16 protein-coding genes are annotated in these 15,162 nt (G+C 62.1%); 10 read left to right on the top strand and 6 right to left on the bottom strand.

Going from position 1 to position 15,162, the window contains the following annotated elements; genetic code table 11:
• Together EGH21_RS19210 and EGH21_RS19205 are read left to right on the top strand one after the other, a co-directional pair.
• The coding region (locus EGH21_RS19210) for an integrase core domain-containing protein (RefSeq protein ID WP_220618984.1) at positions 1 to 118 on the top strand (118 nt) is incomplete at its 5' end.
• A gap of 154 nt (positions 119 to 272) precedes the next feature.
• Positions 273 to 626, top strand: coding sequence for a DUF7344 domain-containing protein (locus tag EGH21_RS19205; RefSeq protein ID WP_236035682.1), 354 nt, complete (start codon positions 273 to 275; stop codon positions 624 to 626).
• A 92-nt stretch (positions 627 to 718) separates the two neighbouring features.
• On the opposite strand, the gene ddfA is transcribed toward EGH21_RS19205, so the two are convergent.
• The gene (ddfA, locus tag EGH21_RS24480) at positions 719 to 943 is read right to left on the bottom strand and encodes a DdfA family disk-determining factor (protein ID WP_425433318.1); all 225 of its coding nucleotides are present in this window, start codon (positions 941 to 943) and stop codon (positions 719 to 721) included.
• A gap of 237 nt (positions 944 to 1,180) precedes the next feature.
• Positions 1,181 to 1,975: a TrmB family transcriptional regulator gene (locus EGH21_RS19195; RefSeq protein WP_220620018.1), complete on the bottom strand. Its 795-nt coding sequence runs from the start codon at positions 1,973 to 1,975 to the stop codon at positions 1,181 to 1,183.
• A gap of 291 nt (positions 1,976 to 2,266) precedes the next feature.
• On the opposite strand from EGH21_RS19195, the gene EGH21_RS19190 reads away from it, so the two are divergent.
• Complete coding sequence (locus tag EGH21_RS19190) at positions 2,267 to 3,097, top strand: TrmB family transcriptional regulator (RefSeq protein WP_220620017.1); 831 nt, start codon at positions 2,267 to 2,269, stop codon at positions 3,095 to 3,097.
• Between the two features lie 195 nt (positions 3,098 to 3,292).
• On the opposite strand, the gene EGH21_RS19185 is transcribed toward EGH21_RS19190, so the two are convergent.
• The 3 genes from EGH21_RS19185 to EGH21_RS19175 are packed head-to-tail and all read right to left on the bottom strand — an operon-like array spanning position 3,293 to position 6,537.
• Positions 3,293 to 4,159: a carbohydrate ABC transporter permease gene (locus EGH21_RS19185; protein ID WP_220620016.1), complete on the bottom strand. Its 867-nt coding sequence runs from the start codon at positions 4,157 to 4,159 to the stop codon at positions 3,293 to 3,295.
• On the bottom strand, positions 4,159 to 5,178 hold the full coding sequence (locus EGH21_RS19180) for a carbohydrate ABC transporter permease (RefSeq protein ID WP_220620015.1): 1,020 nt from the start codon (positions 5,176 to 5,178) through the stop codon (positions 4,159 to 4,161). Before EGH21_RS19180 ends, EGH21_RS19185 begins: the two co-directional genes overlap by 1 nt.
• Positions 5,179 to 5,184: 6 nt before the next feature.
• A complete protein-coding gene (locus EGH21_RS19175; RefSeq protein ID WP_220620014.1) occupies positions 5,185 to 6,537 on the bottom strand; it encodes an ABC transporter substrate-binding protein in 1,353 nt (450 codons plus the stop codon).
• A gap of 113 nt (positions 6,538 to 6,650) precedes the next feature.
• On the opposite strand from EGH21_RS19175, the gene EGH21_RS19170 reads away from it, so the two are divergent.
• The 7 genes from EGH21_RS19170 (at position 6,651) to EGH21_RS19140 (ending at position 14,771) form a co-directional block, all read left to right on the top strand.
• Entirely contained in the window at positions 6,651 to 8,579 is a 1,929-nt protein-coding gene (locus EGH21_RS19170; RefSeq protein WP_220620013.1) for an amylo-alpha-1,6-glucosidase, read from the top strand.
• 33 nt (positions 8,580 to 8,612) lie between these two features.
• Positions 8,613 to 9,305: a YesL family protein gene (locus EGH21_RS19165; protein ID WP_220620012.1), complete on the top strand. Its 693-nt coding sequence runs from the start codon at positions 8,613 to 8,615 to the stop codon at positions 9,303 to 9,305.
• Positions 9,302 to 9,751, top strand: a complete 450-nt coding sequence (locus EGH21_RS19160) for a hypothetical protein (RefSeq protein WP_220620011.1) — start codon at positions 9,302 to 9,304, stop codon at positions 9,749 to 9,751. Before EGH21_RS19165 ends, EGH21_RS19160 begins: the two co-directional genes overlap by 4 nt.
• A 62-nt stretch (positions 9,752 to 9,813) precedes the next feature.
• The gene (locus EGH21_RS19155) at positions 9,814 to 10,971 is read left to right on the top strand and encodes an ABC transporter ATP-binding protein (protein ID WP_220620010.1); all 1,158 of its coding nucleotides are present in this window, start codon (positions 9,814 to 9,816) and stop codon (positions 10,969 to 10,971) included.
• Positions 10,972 to 10,996: 25 nt separating this feature from the next.
• Positions 10,997 to 12,052: a TrmB family transcriptional regulator gene (locus EGH21_RS19150; RefSeq protein ID WP_220620009.1), complete on the top strand. Its 1,056-nt coding sequence runs from the start codon at positions 10,997 to 10,999 to the stop codon at positions 12,050 to 12,052.
• A 1,515-nt stretch (positions 12,053 to 13,567) separates the two neighbouring features.
• A complete protein-coding gene (locus EGH21_RS24620; RefSeq protein ID WP_220620008.1) occupies positions 13,568 to 13,789 on the top strand; it encodes a TrmB family transcriptional regulator sugar-binding domain-containing protein in 222 nt (73 codons plus the stop codon).
• An 82-nt stretch (positions 13,790 to 13,871) separates the two neighbouring features.
• Entirely contained in the window at positions 13,872 to 14,771 is a 900-nt protein-coding gene (locus EGH21_RS19140) for a HEAT repeat domain-containing protein (RefSeq protein WP_220620007.1), read from the top strand.
• A gap of 7 nt (positions 14,772 to 14,778) precedes the next feature.
• Here EGH21_RS19140 and EGH21_RS19135 read toward each other — a convergent pair whose 3' ends face one another.
• Entirely contained in the window at positions 14,779 to 15,012 is a 234-nt protein-coding gene (locus EGH21_RS19135; protein ID WP_236035680.1) for a hypothetical protein, read from the bottom strand.
• Positions 15,013 to 15,162: the final 150 nt, after the last annotated feature.

Below are 15,162 nucleotides of genomic sequence, written 5' to 3'. Positions count from 1 at the left end.
GAGGGGCAGTCAATCCAGCGCGAAACAGTGGCTACGACGCTTCAGACACCACTACAACCACGAACGACCGAACCAGGCACTCGACGGCAAAACGCCAGGTGAGGTCATCCAGAACTAGACAGTGCCCTTCTCCGGATCAATTCATTTGCTTTTCGAGTTGCCGACACACTTTGAGGATTCGGGTCAACGACACTGGTTTCTGCTGGGCATATAAAGTATCTAGCCCATGTTCATGCGAGCCAGTGTCCCGTCGGAACATGGTGGGGCAAATCATGAGCGACTTACAAGAGCCGATATCGACCGAGACAGCGCTACGATTGCTGCTTAAACAGCAGCGACGACAGATCCTCCGCCGGGTGGCTGAGACATCTGACGGGACGACTGTAGATCAACTCAAGAAGCATCTGGGTGGGGAGGGTCCGATGAATTCAGATGCGAACGGATCCGTAGAAAACCGAGGTATCGAACTTCACCACGTTCATCTGCCGATGTTACAGGAAGCGAACGTGATCGATTACGATGCGGATCAGAGCATCGTGTGCCGAGGCCAGGAGTTTCAGAACATTCTCTCCCTGCTTGAGGTAATTGACGGTCATCGAGAGGATACATCTACGGAGTTATCCTGATACAGACTTTTCTCAGAATCTGCACGGCAGACCGATGAGAACCGCTGGAGCGTCACAGAACGCCAGTATGCGTCTTCAGCGCTCGGTCTACATTACTCGTTGTTTTCTTCGAATGGGTATCCACCGACTTCGATTTCGAGGGTACCGTTCCCTTTTATCGAGACGTCGGCATCGGCGTACCGAAACGAGACTGCTACAGACGATGACTGTCTATTGAGCAGCGCATCGAGGGCATCTGTATCGATCGTCTCGTGTAGTGGTGGCATGTCTGCCGCCATCCGATCGGTAGCCGCAGTAACGGCTTCGACGATGGTCACACTGGGTTGGCCCGATTGTTTCCAGTTCCGATGAACTGTAGTGCGTGTCGAGTCTGAGCTTCCGGGCTGGTCGGTTGGATTCGAGTTGCCTATCTTATTCGTATCGTCGCACATTTTCGATCACCGGTTGTAGAGGGAGTAGCGACAGCAGGGTGAACCACTATGACTTCTGTTCCCTAATTTACGAACTGTGTCTGCATATGGTTTTTGTGATTCTCTGAGTTACAGAGTACGAGACTACTCCCGATTGTTGTCGAGCTGCCAGGTGAACATCGCTCTCAGGACGACGACTAAACTATTTGTCGGCCCTGAACCCCAGATAGCGGTTTCGTCAAGCGGTTCGGGCGGGTGGCCACCATCACCGTCGACGAGTACGCTCACGAGTGTTTTTTTCTGATCGACCATCAGAAGCCGTCCGGCTGGCGTGTCCGCCCAATCCCACAACGATTCGAAAAATTGCGCGTGAGGGAGTCTCTGTTCGAGACGATCCTCGGTGGATTCCGACATCTCGCCGAGGCGAATCGATACCCCACGGTCGCTAGCACGTGATATATGGTCGGCAATCTCTTCGGTTAGCAGGTTCTCGGAAGTCATGTACACGATCTCGTCGTCAGCTCCCGAGATGAAATCGACCACGCGCTCGGTCACCGTCTCCCGGCCGGTTACTGTCCAGACGCCCCGCTGTTCGATGGTATGATTCGCGGTTTCGAGTGCCTCGAGCGCGTCTGTTAGAGACGTTACGCGGTGGTTATATTCTTGCTCGAAGTGTCGGCCGGCCGTCTCCGTCGAAATCGCCCAATACTGTTTGGGATTGGCTTGTTTTACGTCAACGAGGCCACGATCCCGGAGTTCGTCCGCTGCATCGTAGACGCGTGTCCGGGGGACGTCGGCGACCTCGCTTACGTCTTGGGCGGTACCCTCTCTGAGACTGACGAGTGCGACGAACGTTCGGGCGGCGTAGGTACTGAGGCCGAGTGCTTTCAGCTGCTTGACGGCCGTGGAACGTGCTTTGTCGGATGGGTCACCGGACATCGAATCGTCACCAGTCTAGTGAAAGCCACCGTGTGTGGTGGTTTCAGACGTGTAGCAACAGAGAGGTTGGGACCAGTTCTGCTACTACACGCCACGCTACCCTGCGTGCTACCCGTACATAGATGTATTGTGATTAAATGAGTGAACAGCTGAGAAGTCATAGTTTGCTGGGCTTAGAACGTCTGATTTCTTCAATATTGTGTAATTATATGAGTGACAGCCCTTGATACCAGTGCGATGTACTATACGCCCGGGGGACGAAAGACACTGTAGCAGTCGAGGTTGGGACCAATGAATGATGTTTCAAATCAAGAAGAAGCGATCGAACTGCTCCAAAAACTCGGGCTCAAAGAGTACGAAGCCAAATCGTTCGTAGCGCTCTCGCGTCGGCAACGTGGAACGGCCAAAGACATCAGCGAGACGTCCGAGGTACCTCGAACGCGCGTCTACGACGCGGTTCGCGTGCTGGAATCGAAGGGGTTAGTCGAGACACAACACTCGAATCCACAGGTGTTTCGGGCGGTCACGGTCGACGAAGCCGTCAATACACTCGAGTCGGAGTATGTGGAGCGCGCGCAGTCACTAAGAGGTGTACTGAGCGGGCTCGAACGAACTGACGAGGACGATACCGAGGAAGCAACCCATGAAGTATGGGCCCTCTCGGGGAATCAGGGCATCACTAGTCGGACACAACAATTGATCGAAGGGTCAACAGACGAGTTGATACTCGTGATCGGGCACGAGAGCATTTTCACCGACCAGTTAGCCAATCAGCTGCGGGCGGCCCAGAAACGTGGTGTAAACACTATCGTCGGCACGATCGACGAAGACCTCCAGGTCGAGGTTCAGGACTCACTCCCGGATATCGAGGTGTTCGTATCGGGATTGGACTGGCTGAGTCGTTCGCCGCTCCCGGGCGACGACACGGAGATCAGTCGGCTGTTACTGGCGGACCGCGAGGCTATCTTGGTGAGTTCGTTCTCTGAAACTATGGAAGACGGCCGTGAACACGAACAGGGGGTTTTCGGCCGCGGATTCGACAACGGACTGGTTGCCATCGTTCGACGACTGATGGCTACGGGATTTCTCTCTGGTGACGCACTCGAAGTTAGGGGGCCCTGAGCCGTACTCTACCGTGGCTAGAGGCGTGGGAGGATGTCAGAATCTTCGGTGCGTTCGGGGACATGTGTGCCGCCCGAGCTGACGCTCTACCCACGGGTGTGTCTGTATAAGTCTCAGTAACATGAGCCGCGATGCGGTTGATGTTCCTGCTGGAAACGTCTCCGGCCCCCGATAACGTTTCGGGCCGGAATCGAACTACCCCTTCATCCCCGAGAGGCTCATCCCGCGGATGAAGTAGTTCTGCGCGGCGAGGAAGGCGACGATGACCGGCGCGACGATGATCAGCGCGGCGGCCATCATCAGCCCCCACTCTGCGAAGTACTGGTTGCGCACCGCGAACAGTGCGATGGGCAGCGTGTACATCTCGTTGTCGTTAGCGATTATGAGCGGCCACTGGAAGTTGTTCCAGGCACCCATGAACGTGAAGATGCCGAGCGTCGCAAGTGCCGGCTTCGCCAGTGGGAGGTATATCTTGTAGAACGTCTGGAACTCGTTGCAGCCGTCTATCTTCGCCGCGTCGCCCAGCGCCGACGGCAGGCTCTTGAAGTGCTGGCGCAGCAGGAAGATACCCAGCGGTTGGGCGACCAGCGGCGCAATGAGCCCCTGGTAGGTGTTGATCCAGCCGAGTTCGACGAGGATGAGGTACACCGGAATCAAGGTCACCATACCCGGAATCATCATCGTCGAGATGAACCCCAGGAACAGTTTGTCCCGGCCCCAGAAGTCGACCTTCGCGAGCGCGTAGCCCGCCAGCGAGTCGAAGGTTAGGTTGAACGCCGTCACAGTCACCGCGAAGATGACGGTGTTGACGAACCACCGGACCAGCAGGATGTCCGGTCGTCGCCACAGCGTGAGGAAGTTGTCGAGCGTGAACTCTGCGGGGATGAACGACACCGTCGCCGCCGTCGGCGACGCCGACAGCGAGGTGGTCAGCGTCCACCAGAACGGCAGCGTCATCCACAGCGCGCCGGCGGTGACGAGGACGTACAGCAGTGTCGTCTTCGTCCAGTAGCCGGCGCCACTGCGCTCGTAGCCGGGGTACTCGTAGTTCGAGCGAGCCATCAGTAGTCCACCTCCGTCTCGTCACGGTAGCGGTACTGGTAGTAGCTAAAGGAGAAGATGAGGATGAACAGGAGGAACGCCATCGCGGCGCCCTCACCGAAGGCACCCTCTTCGAAGGCACGCTGATAGATGAGCAGGACCGTCGTCGTGGTCGCGTAAACGGGGCCACCCTCGGAGAACACCAGCGCGATGCCGAACACCTGGAACGCTGAGATGATGGCCATCACGAACACGAAGAAGTTCGTGTTTCCGAGACTGGGCCAGGTGACGTGCCGGAAGCGGTGCCAGGCGCTGGCCCCGTCGATACGGGCGGCCTCGTACAGTTCCTCGGGGATGTTCTGTAGGCCCGCGAGGAAGAATATCATGTTCGAGCCGATACCGCCCCAGACGGCCATGAGCATGACGCCGCCCAGCGCAGTCCCCGGGTCACCGGCCCAGTTGTGTTCGAGGAACGTCGGCAGGACGCTGTTGATGACGCCGTCGCCGGCGAGGAACCAGCGCCACATCACCGCCGACGCCGCGCCCGACAGCATCACCGGCATGAAGTAGGCCGCGCGATAGGTCTTCTTGAACCGCACGCGCTTGTCGAGCATGAGTGCTACCGCGAGTCCACCGAATATCTGGAGCGGGACCGTCCCGATGGCGTACACGAACGTGTTCTTCAGTGCGTACCACCAGAGGTTCGCCGACGGACTCGTGAGTACTTCGGGTCGCCACGTCAACCCATTGCCAGTGTAAGCCAGCGGTAGCGGGCGCAGGACCTCGACGTAGTTCGTCAATCCGACCCAGGTGCCGGCACCCGCGAGGATGCTCCACTCCTGAAACGAGATGTAGAAGGCGTAGAGCACCGGCCCCAGCAGGAACGCCGAGAAGACGAGGATGTTCGGCGCGACGAACGCGAATCCCATGAGATTGTTCTGGTCCTCGGTGATTCCCACGCGATGCTTGGCACTGGCGAGTATCCGGCGAGTGCCGGCGAGTACGTCCCCGACCAGAGACCGCTGGGACTCGGTCGCCATAGGCGGTTACAGGACCTCGTCGTTGATTTTCTGCTGGGCGGTCGACAGTGCGTCCGAGGGTGACTTCTCCCCTAACATCGCGGCCTCCAGTTGCGGGCGGACACGGTTGACGATGGACTCGCTCTTGGGGCCGAATGAGAAGGGTTGAGACCAGTCACCGGCCTCCAGTAACGTCTTCCGGCGCGGGTGCTCGTCGTAGTAGTCGAGATCCGCGTGGGACTTCCGGGCAGACAGCGCCAGCCCCTTCTTTGCCCAGCGAGCCATCCCTTCGTCGCTGGTGAGGCTCCGGATCAGTTCGCGGGTCGCCGCTGGGCTGTCAGTGTTCGCTGAGGCGCTGTACGAAACCGTGTACGCGATGGTCGCCTTCTCGCCGTCGCTCGGCTTCGGCAGGTGGGCGACGTCTATCTGACCGTTGATGTCGGGGTTGTCCTCGTATCCTTCGAGGAATGGCAGCCCCCATGGCCCGAGAATCGCTGTCGCGACCTCCTGATTGGCGATTGCGGCCCCGTGCCACCCCGAACCGAGGTCACTCGGGACTGCCAGCAGGCCGTCTTCTTTCAGTCCGGTGAGGAACTCCAGCGCCTCGACGCCGGGGTCGTCGGCGAAGACGGCCTCACTACCGTCCTCGGAGAGAACCTGCCCGCCGTTCTGATAGAGGAACGCCCACCACGAGCGGCCGTTGGCGTACTCTATCATCGGGGCCTTGAAGCTCTCGTTCGAGACGTTGTCCTTTAGCGCCGAGAGCGCGTCCTCGAACTGTGACCACGTCGTCGGTGGGTCGACGCTGGCCTCCTCGAACATCGCCGTGTTGTGGAACAGTCCCAGAGTCGAGAAGTCTTTCGGGACACCGTACAGCGTGCCATCGAAGCGGAACGCGTCCAGCAGTGGGTCGAAAAAGTCGTCGGTGTCGTAGTCCTCCGATTCGGCGAGCGGTTCCATCGAGAGCAGGACGTTCGCCGACGCGAACGACGGGAAGTACGACGAGTCGACGTAGAACGCGTCGGGGGCGTTGCCAGCCCCGAGTTGGGTTTTGAGCTTCTGTTTGTACTTCGACTGGATAGGGTTGTAGTCGACTCCGATGCCTTCGTGGTTGGACTCGAACTCCGAGACGAGGTCCGTGACGAGTGCGGACTCCTCGTTGTTGGCCGCCCACCCCGAGAGGGTGATGTCGGCGTTCATCGGCGTCGTCGTCCCTGCGGTCGTCGTCGTGCTACCGGACCCGTCACCGCTGGACCCGTCACCACTCGAACCACCACTGTCGTCGCTACACCCTGCGAGGAACGCCGCCGCCCCCGCCGTGCTCAGTCCCGCCACGAACCGCCGCCGTGAGAGTCGTCCGTTTGTGCTGTCGTCGGTCATGTACGTTCGTGCACAACGAAATAGCGAGAGTACTTAAATCTTTCCTAGGTGTAACTACTCCAGTAGTAACTGACGTGGGGTTTTATTACCCACCACCGGTATATCGCCGCACGATGAAGACCGACAGCACAGTCGTCACCGGCTCGACGTTTCTCGTAACGGACGAGGACGGGCAGCCGAGTCGTGACCACGATGGCTTCTATCACCGCGACGTCCGACACCTCGACTGCTACGATCTCTCACTACCGACCGATTTAGACGCGCTGGAAGTCGTGGACGTCAGACCGGGCGAGCGTCTCCTGCATCTGGGCTCTCCGCTGGAGACCGGTGCGCGCCGCTACCACGTCGCACGCCACCAGTTCGTCACGGACGGCCTCTACGAGCGGATAACTGTCTCGAACCTGACCGACGACCGGACCGAGACGACTCTGACCCTCTCGCTCGGGACGCGGTTCGACGACCTGTTCGAGGTCCGTGGCATGGGGACCGAGATGGAGCGGACGGTACAGGCACGGACCGGTGACGCCGGCGTGACGTTCAGCTACGACCCCGACGACGTCGACTTCGACCGGGAGGTGTCGGTCACCGTCGACGGCACGACGGATGCCGACCCGGCCGTGACGACCGACGGCCAGCGGGCCGACGCGACGCTGACGCTCCCACTCACGCTGGCTGCCGGCGAACACCGCGACCTCTCGGTCGCCGTGACGCCGACCCGACCGGTTAGTTCCGCCGTCGACGCAGTCGACAAGGCCCGACGCGACGTTCGCGAGCGGGAACATCGGTGGCTGGAAGCCACGACGCTCCCTGACCACGACGAGAGCTGGCAGGACGTGCTCGCAGAGAGCCGGGAGAACTTGCTCGAACTCCGCCTCGACACGGAGCACGGTCCGCTGTTCTCGGCGGGCGTTCCGTGGTTCGCCACCGCCTTCGGACGTGACTCTCTCATCGCGGCCTATCAGGCTCTGCCGCTGACCACAGAAGTGGCGAAGGGGACCTGTCGGTATCTCGCAGCACAGCAGGCGACCGAGGTCGACCCGGAACGCGACGCCGAACCCGGAAAGATACTCCACGAAATTCGACACGGGGAACTCACCGCCCGGGAACTGGTCCCGCATCGACCGTACTTCGGAACCGTCGACGCGACGGCGTTGTTCGTCGTCCTCGCCCACGAGACGTGGCGGTTCACCGGCGACGACGAATTCGCGGCCGACTTGTGGCCCCACGTCGACCGTGGGCTGACGTGGCTCGAGGAGTACGGCATCGGCGACGGCGAGTTCGTCACGTACGACCTCGAGAGCGGAGAGTCCGGGAGCCTCCGTCATCAGGCGTGGAAAGACAGCGGCGACGGCATCTTGTTCCCGGACGGGCGCCACCCCAGTGGGGACCTCGCTGCTGCCGAAGTCCAGGGGTACGCCTACGACGCTATGCGACGCGGTGCCGAACTGGCCGACCACGTCGGCGCCCCGAACCGTGCCCGCGAACTCGAACGCGCGGCCGACGGCCTCCGCACGCGGTTCGACGATGCGTTCTGGCTCTCCGAAGAGTCGTTCTACGCCGTCGCAGTCACCGGCGCTGGCGAGCAAATCCCGTCGGTGACGACCAACCCCGGGCACTGTCTCTGGAGCGGTATCGTCCCAGAGACCCGCGCCGACAGCGTCGTCGACCGACTGCTCGCGCCGGACATGTTCACCGGCTGGGGCATCCGCACGCTCTCGGCCGACCACGATGCCTACAACCCACAGAGCTACCACCTCGGCAGCGTCTGGCCCCACGACAACTCCCTCTGTGCGCTGGGGATGGCCCGCTACGACCGCGAGGACGCGGCTCGGCGGGTCGGCGAGGGACTGGTCGCGGCGGCCCGCGCTCGCGGCAACGACCGCCTGCCCGAACTGTTCGCCGGGTTCGACCGTGACCGGACGACTGTGCCGGTCACGTACGGCGAGGCCTGTGAACCGCAAGCGTGGGCCGCCGCCGCCCCGCTCGCGTGCCTGCGGGCCGTCGACGGGGACCCCGTCGCACCACCATTACTCGTGGAGTAACCAATTTCACCGACCCACCCCGGAGACACCACTATGACATCCCGTCCAACCCTCGACCCGGTCGGCACGCTCGCGGCGTTCGGTCGCGCGGCCTACTCGGACCTGACCAGCGTCGTCGCGCTGAGTCTCGTGTTCTCGCTGGCGACGCTCCCGCTCGTCACGCTCGGACCGGCCGTCGTCGCGCTGGTCGCGGCCCAGACCGAGGGTGTCACAGGTCGAGCGGCGGGCGGGAAGGTCACGGAGCGGGACCGCCTCCGCGTGTTCCGGACGACGTTCCGCGAGCAGTTCCGTCGTGGCCTGCCACTCGGCGTCTTCGTGCTGGCCGTGGCCGTGACCACCATCGCCTACGCCGGCCTCGCCGTTGCCAACCGGAGCGGACCGTTGCTCGTCGGCGCCATACTCGGTGGATACGCGCTCAGTGCCGCGCTCGTCACGGTGCTCCGGGCCGCGACGCTGCTCGTCCGGGAGGGTGCGCCGTCGGCCCGACAGGCGCTGTGGGACGCCGGTCGGCACCTCCTCTCGACGCCTTCGTTCTCTGTCTTGCATGCCCTGTTCGCCTCCCTGCTGGTCGTGCTGTGTCTCGGCCTCGGCATCGCCGCCGTACTCCTCCTGCCGGGACTGCTGGCGGTCCTCGAAGTCGTCGCGTACGAGGAGACTGCCGGTGACGGTGCACTCAGAGTGGTTCGTGCCTATCAGGGCACGCTCCGGACGGGTGGTGGGTCGTGACCCGCCCCGAACGCCACGTCGCGAGTGCCGTCCCCGTCGCGTTCCTCGCCGTCGTCCTCGGCTACCATCCCGCCGTCGCCGTCCCGCTCGTCGCGGGCACGCTGCTCCCAGAACTCGATACCGTCGACGAACGGCTCCACCGGTCGTGGCTCCTCCACACGTTCCTCCTCCCGGCGTTGGTGTACACTGGGCTCGAACGTGTGGGCCTACTCCCCCCCGTGTTCGCGACGACTATTCACTTCGTGACCCTCGGGATGGCGTTGCACTTCCTCGCGGACTTCGTTTACCCCCGCGAGAGCACGAACGAGGGCGCCCGTTGGCCGGTCCGCCCCGTCCTCGTCTCGTCGCCGTGGGGACTCCTGTGGTTGGGGCTCGCCTGGACCGTCCAGTGGTTCGTCTACCTCTCGCCGTCCTTCATCCCGTGGCTCGTCGGTTTCAGCGTCTGAAACACTCACACTACTGGAGTAGTAACTACTAAGTCCCCGGCGTTTGACTGGTACGGTAGACAATGGCGAGCGCCCAAGAGACACGCACCGCCGTCGAGTACGACGGCGTCACGAAACGTTTCGACGCCGACGACGGACCGGTCGTCGCCGTCGACGACCTCGACATCACGGTCCGCGACGGCGAGTTCCTCGTCCTCGTCGGTCCTTCGGGGTGTGGAAAGTCGACGACACTCCGCCTCTTGGCGGGCCTCGAAGAGGTGACCGAGGGTGAGGTCCGCGTCGGCGACGACGTGGTCAACGACGCCAAGCCCAAAGACCGGGACATCGCGATGGTGTTCCAGAACTACGCGCTGTACCCGCACAAGACAGTCGAGGAGAACATGCGATTCGGGCTGGAGATGACGACGGCCCTCGACGACGCGGAGATAGACCAACGGGTCTTCGAGGCGGCCGAGATGTTGAGCATCAACGAGTTACTGGACCGTCGGCCCGACGCCCTCTCTGGCGGGCAGAAACAGCGAGTTGCACTGGGACGGGCCATCGTCCGCGAGCCGTCGGTGTTCCTCATGGACGAACCGCTCTCGAACCTCGACGCGAAGCTCCGGACGGAGATGCGAACGGAACTCCAGCAACTCCACGAGCAACTGTCGGTCGCTACCGTCTACGTCACCCACGACCAGACCGAAGCGATGACGATGGGCGACCGAATCGCCGTCCTGAACGACGGGGAACTCCAACAACTCGGCACGCCACTCGAGTGTTACCACGAGCCGGCCAACCGGTTCGTCGCCGGGTTCATCGGCTCGCCCTCGATGAACTTCTTCGAACTCGACTACGACGCTCGCTCCGGTGTCGGCTCCACCGACGGCGTCGAGTACGCGTTCACCGACGCGCAGGCCGACCGTATCGGGAAGGCCACCGGCGTCACACTGGGCGTTCGCCCCGAAGACATCGAACTGGCGACCGAAGCCGGCCCCGATACAGTCGAGGGAACCGTCGAAGTCGTGGAGCCGATGGGTCGGGAGAACCTCATCCATCTCGACGTCGGCGGCACTGAACTCGTCGCCTCCGTCGCAGGCGAGTACGACATCGACTTCGGGCAGACGGTCCGACTGCGGTTCCCGCGAGACCGCGTCCACGTGTTCGACGGCGACACCGGCGCGGCCGTGTTCAACCGTGCCGTCGAGACCGAGTCCCTGCCGGAAGGCGTCACGCTTTAGCGACGAGACGACAGAAGTGCCGCCAATGGACACGGAGACACTCCGCACCACCCTCGAAGACATCGGCTTGACCCAGTACGAGGCCGACGCATACGTCACCGTCCTCGAAGTGGGCAGCGCCTCGGCGACGGAGATAGCCGACGCGAGCGACGTCCCGCAGGCCCGCATCTACGACGTGCTCCGGAATCTGGAGGGCAGTGGCTACGTCGAAACCTACGAGAAGGGCAGTCTCCACGCTCGCGCACGAGACCCCGAGGAGGTCATCGAGCAGTTGGACGCCTACGCCGACACGGTCACGGAGGCGGGCTCCGAACTCCGTGAACGCTGGGAGAAGCCCACCGTCGAGAACCACCAGGTCAGCATCATCCGCCCGGTCTCGACCATCTACGACCGTGCCGCCGAGCAGATCGACGACGCGGAGAACGAGATAGAGGTGGCGCTGACCCCGGCGCAGTTCCGGGAGTTCCGCGAGTCGCTCGCGGCCGCCGTGGGGCGGGGCGTCGTCGTCAAGGCCACTCTCTCGGGCGTCGAGGAGTTGCCCGACCTCGACTTCGACGGCGCTGTGACCGAGGTCCGCCACCGACGGCTTCCGACGCCGTTCCTCCTGCTGGCCGACCGAATGTCCGTCTCGTTTACGCCCGAAGAGACGCTGCACCCACGCCAAGAGTACGGCCTGTTGGTCAACGACTACTCTCTGTCCCGGATGTTCGACTGGTACTTCCAGACGGCCTTCTGGGAGCCGTGGCCGCAGGTATTCGACGCCCGCGAGGACACGCTCCCGCGGACGTTTACCAACATCCGCGAGTGCATCCGTGACATCCGTCCGCTAATCGACGAAGGCTGCGAGGTGGTGATGACAGTCCATGGCCAGGTTCGCGGCGAGGGCGTCGAGCGCCAGTTCACCGGCCGCGTCGACGACATCACTTACACCGCCGGCGAAGACGGCCCTGCACTGGCGACGTTCACCGACGAGGCCACCGTCACGCTCGAGACACCCGACGAGACCTACACTGTGGGCGGCTGGGGCGCGATGTTAGAGGACATCGAAGCCCGCCGGTTCGTCGTCGAGACCGTCGACTGAACGTGTGTCGGTACGTGGATTCGAGAGTTCTGTGACCTTTCGCCGCTACACGTTTGCGAGGTGCTTCGCTGCACCCAGCGCCTCGCTGTTGCTCCCCGAGTCGACCCGTCGTCACGGGGACCAGCCAGCGCTAACCCCGGCGTCGATTCCATCCATCCGCGTATCCGAATGGTGAGTGACGCGACCGGTCTCTCGACTTCCCTCTATGACCTCCCGTTGTAAACAAGTGGATGCGCAGCGGTCGTGGCGTCGAGAAGACGCGATTGTTCGGGGACCATCGACGACCGATCCGCGAGTATATTGTCGAGACGAAGTACCGAGGCGAGTGATTTCGTCATATAGGGCGGCCAGGAACTGCGTAGCCACTGGTCGCCTGATGTATACTGTCTATACGTTTGTGACTGGGAGATATTAACTGATGGAAGCTGGATTTAGGTGCTTAAGCCCTCACATTGTATGTATCGTCCACAAAAAAGGAGGAAAATATCGCAGAATAGAATGAAATACCTCCCAGAACTCACAAAATGGATATGGATATTACTCAGACAGCTGAGAACGACTGTGTGAATGCGACTACAGTCACGAGTCACTCCTGGTAAGACGCATGCAAGGGTCCATCATCGGAAACGGGCCTTCCCGACAGAGCCAACCGGATCCACGATCACACATAACGGACGTACTTGTGTTATGAGTGGGTCGGAAGTTCGTACGGTGATCTCTTCTCCGCTTCAGATCAATTGATACAGAATATTTTACATCGGCGACTACCTGACAACTTTTCAATTATACCGAAGCGCCGTTGTAATGCTATTACAGAAAAGAGAGGGTCGGAAAAATATAGTAACAGATTATATATGGTTTTGTCAAACATGCCTCCTCGGCTCTGAACCTGCCGTACTGTGGGGGACTGCTGCGTACCCAAACCCTGAACAGTGAGTTGAAGCCGTTTCGCGAACCGACGACGTTCGATCCGCCGGTCACGTTTGGAACCCTGATATACACCGCCAAATTTATCAGCTATTACTAATTACTAACAGCCGGAGTAACGTTGCTCCAGACCATTGCTCTCGCAGTCTCGCGAGGGTTGTGTCAGTCAGTGGGCCGTCATTCGACGGCCCGTTAGCACCACCATGCCATCGACCGCCCGGCCGTCGCCACTTCCGGTCGGGCTCTCACTGCCGACGAAGAGTTGCGTCTCCGTTCGTGCCGAACCGGCGACGGGAACGGTCCTACCCTACCGGTTATGAAGGTTGCCACGACCGACGTGGTAACAGGGGATATGACCTCCGTCCACTACTGCCTTGACGTGCCACCGTGTGCCTGATGGCGTCCGGTTGGCGACGCAACTATGCAAGGGAACACACAGCACGACGAGAGTATGCGCCAACCGTCCCCAGACCGGTCGGACGAGACAGACAGCGATGGCGGCCTGCCACTGACCCGACGCGGCCTGTTGCAGGCGGCAGCAGCCGCCGGCGTGCTCCCGAGTCTTTCTGGACTCGAAGCGCACACGACGTGGGGGGCGACGGGAACCGTCGCGGACGTCCAGTACCCGACCCGGTCGGGAAGCGGTGCCCGACCGACGTCGCCGACCTCACGGGCGTCGAGACGGTTACTGTCGACACGGGAGAGGTACGGGTCCGCATCGGCGGGCGGGGCGCGACCGAAGAGGACGTGGAACTCCACCGCATCGCCGTCACGCTCCCGATACAGACGTTACTCGACCAGGTCTGGTAGGGGTCGGCGACTGGGTGAGCAGTGTGCGTGTCACCAAGTGACACCGGTACGTATTTTACGGTCGGCACGAAAACGAGCGTACATGTCTGGGACGAGCCAGCCCCCTCTCCGAGAGGTGGTGCTGAACGAGGTGACGCCCGAGTCGGTCGACCCGGCTGAGGTGAACGCAGCCCTCGACGACGACCGGGCCCCCGTCCGCCAACGAGGTGCACGCGTCGCTGTGATGGTCGCCGAAGCGGACGCCGACGCGATTCGACCGTTCGTCGACGCACTCGGACGAGCGTTACGCGACGACAATCCCGGTGTGGTCCGGACCGCCGCGGCGGCGCTCACAGAGGCCGGTACAGCCGACCCCGCCGTCGTCGCTGGCGTCCTCGACGACGCGGTGACGTTGGTCGACTCCAAACTCGGTGGCGTCAGGCTATCGGGCGCACGACTGCTCGCAACCGTCGCCAAACAGGAACCGGATCGTTGCACACCGATCGTCGGGACGCTTCTCGACCATCTCGGCCGCTTACCCACTCGGGACGAGTCGTCGGTAGCGGCCTGCGTCGACGACCGCGTGACACAGCGGACCGTTCGAGAGCACGAAGAGGAGGAACAGGAATACCACCGAATCGCCCGGCAGGTGTTCGCCAACGTCGCTGTCGCGGTGGCCGAGGCGGACCCGTCGGCAGTCGCCGACCACGTCGACACCCTCGCGGACCTCACGGCGGTCGAGGAGCCCGTGGTCTGCGGGGCGGCGCTGGAGGTCCTCGCTGCGGTCGGACGCGACACGCCGTCGGCGGTGGCCCCAGTCGCAGACTCTGTGGTCTCCTGTCTCGACGACGACGCGAGCGTCGTCCGGGCGCGGGCCGTCAAGACGCTCGGGTTCCTCGAAGACGAGCGATACGCCGACGCGCTCAGAGAGGTCGCGGAGACGGACCCGAACGACGAGGTGGCAACGTTCGCCGACGACACGGCGGCTTTCCTCGCTCAGTAGCACCCCGTCAGTCGTCCATCGCTCGCTTCGTACAGTACCAGTAGGTGCCGCCGAACGTGACGAGACAGCCGACGACCAGGATCAAGTCCACGAGCGCGATGACGTACGCGGCAGTTCCGGGTTGGAGAAACAGAAACGAGAACGCCAGCAGGACCCCCATCACGAGGACGACGGCGAGCATCAGCGGAATCTGGTTCCGTTGCTCGCAGGCGGCGTCCAGCAGGTACTCTTTCAGTGCCATACGTTCACGTCCGTCTACACGGTCATTAACGTCCCGGTCGACTCGCTCCTCTCGGAAGCCGACGGGGGAGCAATGGCGGTCATTCGACCGACGGATGCGTGTCTATCCCCACTGTCGGTAGTTTTATGCACTGAGCGGGGCTGTTTCGGG

The organism is Haloarcula rubra, from assembly GCF_019599465.1.
Lineage (GTDB): Archaea > Halobacteriota > Halobacteria > Halobacteriales > Haloarculaceae > Haloarcula > Haloarcula rubra.
This window is presented reverse-complemented; position numbering and strand designations above follow the sequence as displayed.